Annotated in this window: 4 protein-coding genes; 1 reads left to right on the forward strand and 3 read right to left on the reverse strand. The window is 56.7% G+C overall.

The window, feature by feature from the left end; genetic code table 11:
- Positions 1-1,037 (forward strand): MFS transporter (locus ACWI8T_RS09000; protein ID WP_449138695.1); only part of this gene is annotated, 1,037 nt, incomplete at its 5' end.
- A 144-nt stretch (positions 1,038-1,181) separates the two neighbouring features.
- On the opposite strand, the gene tsaA is transcribed toward ACWI8T_RS09000, so the two are convergent.
- From tsaA to ACWI8T_RS09015, 3 genes are all read right to left on the reverse strand, one after another.
- Entirely contained in the window at positions 1,182-1,913 is a 732-nt protein-coding gene (gene tsaA / locus ACWI8T_RS09005; protein WP_449138696.1) for a tRNA (N6-threonylcarbamoyladenosine(37)-N6)-methyltransferase TrmO, read from the reverse strand.
- A gap of 53 nt (positions 1,914-1,966) precedes the next feature.
- Positions 1,967-2,530, reverse strand: coding sequence for a metallophosphoesterase (locus ACWI8T_RS09010; protein WP_417759705.1), 564 nt, complete (start codon positions 2,528-2,530; stop codon positions 1,967-1,969).
- Positions 2,531-2,626: 96 nt separating this feature from the next.
- A complete protein-coding gene (locus tag ACWI8T_RS09015; protein WP_449138697.1) occupies positions 2,627-3,115 on the reverse strand; it encodes a hypothetical protein in 489 nt (162 codons plus the stop codon).
- Between the last annotated feature and the right edge of the window lie 310 nt (positions 3,116-3,425).

Here is a 3,425-nt window from a genome sequence, read left to right on the forward strand (position 1 = left end):
TTATGACCGCCGTGTCGGCCGTGTTTGGCTTGGCTTCGGTTGCGTCCGCCTTTGCCACCGAACTGTGGCAGTGGAATCTGTACGGCGTCGTGTTCGGCGTGACCGCTGCATTCTTCATGTACCTGGCCGCTCCGGTGCTTATCAACATTTGGTTCGAAAAGGGCGCCGGCATTGCCGTGAGCATTTCTGCCGCAACGCTTTCCCTGCTCGCTGCCATTGCGAGCCCAGTTGGCCAGGCCCTCATTAGCGCATATGGCTGGCAGACGGCGCGTTTGGTGCTTTCTCTCGTTACCACGGTCGCTTCGGTCGTGCTGTGCGCCGCGTTTGTGCGCAAGTCGCCTTCCGTCATGAACGTTCTGCCTTTTGGCGCTTCCCAGACTGGGGAAGATGCCGAAGAGCGTAGCGCCGAGGAAGCTGCGGCTGCGGTTGCTGCTGCCGAGAACGAAGGCGCTACTATCGAAGAGGCTCGCAAGTCTCCCGCGATGTACACGCTGATTCTTGTGGCAGGCATCTTCTGCATGTGCGCGGCGTTCTTCCAGCAGATTCCGGCTTTCTGCGCGCATGGCGAGCTCGGTGCTTCCGTTGGCGCTATGGCCGTTTCAATCATCATGGTCGGCGGCATCGTAGGCAAGTTGCTGTTGGGCGCGTTGAATGACAAAATCGGCATTCAGTGGACGGGCCTTATCGCGACGATTGGTGGCGCTTTGGGCATCACGCTCGCATGGCAATCGGGCGCAAACGAGGCAGTATTCTATGCAGGCATGGCGATCTTCGGCTTCGGCTACGCAGGTCTTACTGTTATCGCGCCGATGCTCACTCGCGGCACGTTCGGCCCGCGTAATTATTCCCAGATTTATTCCTGGGTTTCCACGGGCATTTTCATCGCAACCGCTATTTCTTTCACGGTATATGGCCTGATTTACGACAACACCGGATCGTATGATGGCTGCTTCATGGTGGTTATCGCGCTGTATGTTGTCGCTGCGGTTCTCGTTCCGTTCACGCTCAAGGCGGGCAATAAACTTTGGAAGAAGTAGGCCTTTCATTTGGCGTACGGTTTCCATTCGGAATGAATCGAAAGGCCAAGGGCTTCGGTCCTTGGCCTCTTCTCTATTGTCGGCACAATCTGTAGAAGCGTATGCAAGAGGGGCGTCCAGCTTTTTGTGCCCTCGTCATATCGCCTATGCGCTTGCGACCCCAACCACATGCAGCGCATCGCCGTCTACGGTGAAAGCGACGTCATATGCGGCAAAGGCCAAATGGTAGACGCGGCTTGGGTCGTGCTTGCTTCCGGCGCGGCGCGGGTCTTGGCGCAGCACCTCCACGAGACCCTCGAGCTTGTCGTTCTCGATATGCGCCTGCAACGTTTCGGGAAAGTCGACGTCTAGTTCGTGCCAGGGCACATCGTCGATGAAACCGCCCGTCGCATCGGGGTGGCAGTCGGCGAAGGGAATATAGGGCTTGATGTCAAAGATGGGCGTTCCATCGCGCAGGTCGGCACCCAACACATGGATAATCGGGCCGTCGTCGGTGAGCTCGACGTGGTCGATTTTGACGCAGGTCAATCCAATGGGGTTGGGGCGGAATGGGCTTCGAGTTGCGAACACTCCCATGCGCTCTGATCCGCCCAAGCGCGGAGGCCTCACCGTGGGCGACCATTTCGTGTTCGTGCCGCTTTTGTCGTCGGTGGCGGCATCTGCTGCAATGTCTTGCGCGGTTCCGCCTGGCGTGCCGTTCTCAAATTCCCAAAGCAGCCATGCGTGCGAGAAGCCGTCGAGTCCCGCGACGGCGCTATTCAGCGCGAACTCGGGCTCGAAAACGATGCGCCCTTGCAAATGTGGCGCCAGAAAGCTGTTGCGTGGAATGCCGAACTTCTGGGGAAGGTCGGTGCGAATATGCGCGATGGGTTTCATGCTGCGGGGTCTCCTGTGATGCTTGTGACGTCGGACGTTCTCTCGGTTCCTTCTTACCCCATTCGAGAGTGCGACTGAGCGCCCTCAAAGAATTTCAAAACTTCTGTGAGGCTTACGGGTGCGTAGCTGTTTGCGTCAACGCCCACGTCGTATCGAAGAATGCCGCGCTCGCGGTTGCGCTCGTTGTTGGTGGATCCTTTGGAGTGGACGTGGCCGTGCAGGGCGATGGCGTCGCGGCGTTTTCCATTCCAGCTCATGATGGGGTAGTGGAACAAAACGAGCTTATGGCCGCGCGCGTAGCCGGGGGCGATTTCGAGATAGTCCTGCTCGGTTTCGAAAATCCCCGCGCCCGCGCCCGTCGACCACGAATCGTCATGGTTGCCGCGAATGAGATGCACGTGCTCGCAAGTGATTTGCTCGCGTAGGCGGCGTGCGTTTTCGGCGGTTGTCTGATACGCGAAGTCGCCTAGCACATAGAGCGAGTCGCTGGGCGCTACCCGTTCATTAATCGCCGCAATGAGCCCTTGATTCATGCGTTCGATGGTTTCAAACGGGCGATTCATTTTCGAAAGAATGCTCGAATGGCCGAAGTGTAAATCGGCGGTGAACCACATCATGGGCGGCCTCCAGGGGGGATTATCGGGTTTGGATGTGGCTATTGTAATGGCCGCGCGGTTTATCGGCTGGTGGATTGCCACGAAAAGCCGACTTCTTTACGAGGCCGGCCCCGAATCTACGATTCTGATGTAGCCGCTTTTCCCGGGATCGATTATTTCCGAGTTGGAATTGTAGAGAAAACGGCATTCTATTTTGTCTCCGATGGCGATGACGCCGCCGCCTTCGATAGGCGCGTTTGTGTTGAGATATGCAGTATCGAGAATGAAGCCGCTTGATTGGTCCCTATCGACTTTAATTTTTGCGATGCCGGCGCCATCGAAATCCTCAACGGTGCCTACGAGTGCCCAGAGGGCGGCGAGGGGGCCGCCGCCGCTTCCTTCAGGCGTGGGAGGGATTCCATCGATTGCCTCATGGTTGAACGATTCGTAATGGAACAAAATGGTGTCGCGATCGTAAATGGGCGTGTGTAATTCGAATTCGTTCGGGCAAGGGCCAAGCTTTTTTTGCTGGGGTGAGCAACCGCAAGAAAGAAGTAGCACCGCAAGCGCGGTGAGCGTAAGAAAAGGAATTCGAAGATTAGTCAACCTGGCCTCCTCTCTGGGCTTAGCTGAATATTGTAATGCCTAGCGTTGGCCGGCGAAGCGGGCACCGTTATCTTCTCGGCCGATTGTCGATATGCGGTTGGACCCGCTTTCTGTTTGTGGCCGTCTCTTCCATCCACGGCTGACAATCTTGATGCTCCGAGAATTGGTCTTGCGTAAAGCGAGGCGTTCGTTTTTGCCAAAAGTTGCGAATCCGGGGGCTTTTCAGCATTGAAAGCAAGGGAGGTTGGCCCTTTTTGCAAGACATAAGTTGCAAAAAGGGCCCACCTCTACTCGGAAACGGGTTGTATGG

The sequence above is a fragment of the Slackia sp. genome (genome assembly GCF_977041755.1).

Coding starts and splice junctions, on each gene's coding strand:
- tsaA (WP_449138696.1), bottom strand. CDS start 1,913: ATGAAACCCATCGCGCATATTCGCACCGACCTTCCCCAGAAGTTCGGC.
- ACWI8T_RS09010 (WP_417759705.1), bottom strand. CDS start 2,530: ATGATGTGGTTCACCGCCGATTTACACTTCGGCCATTCGAGCATTCTT.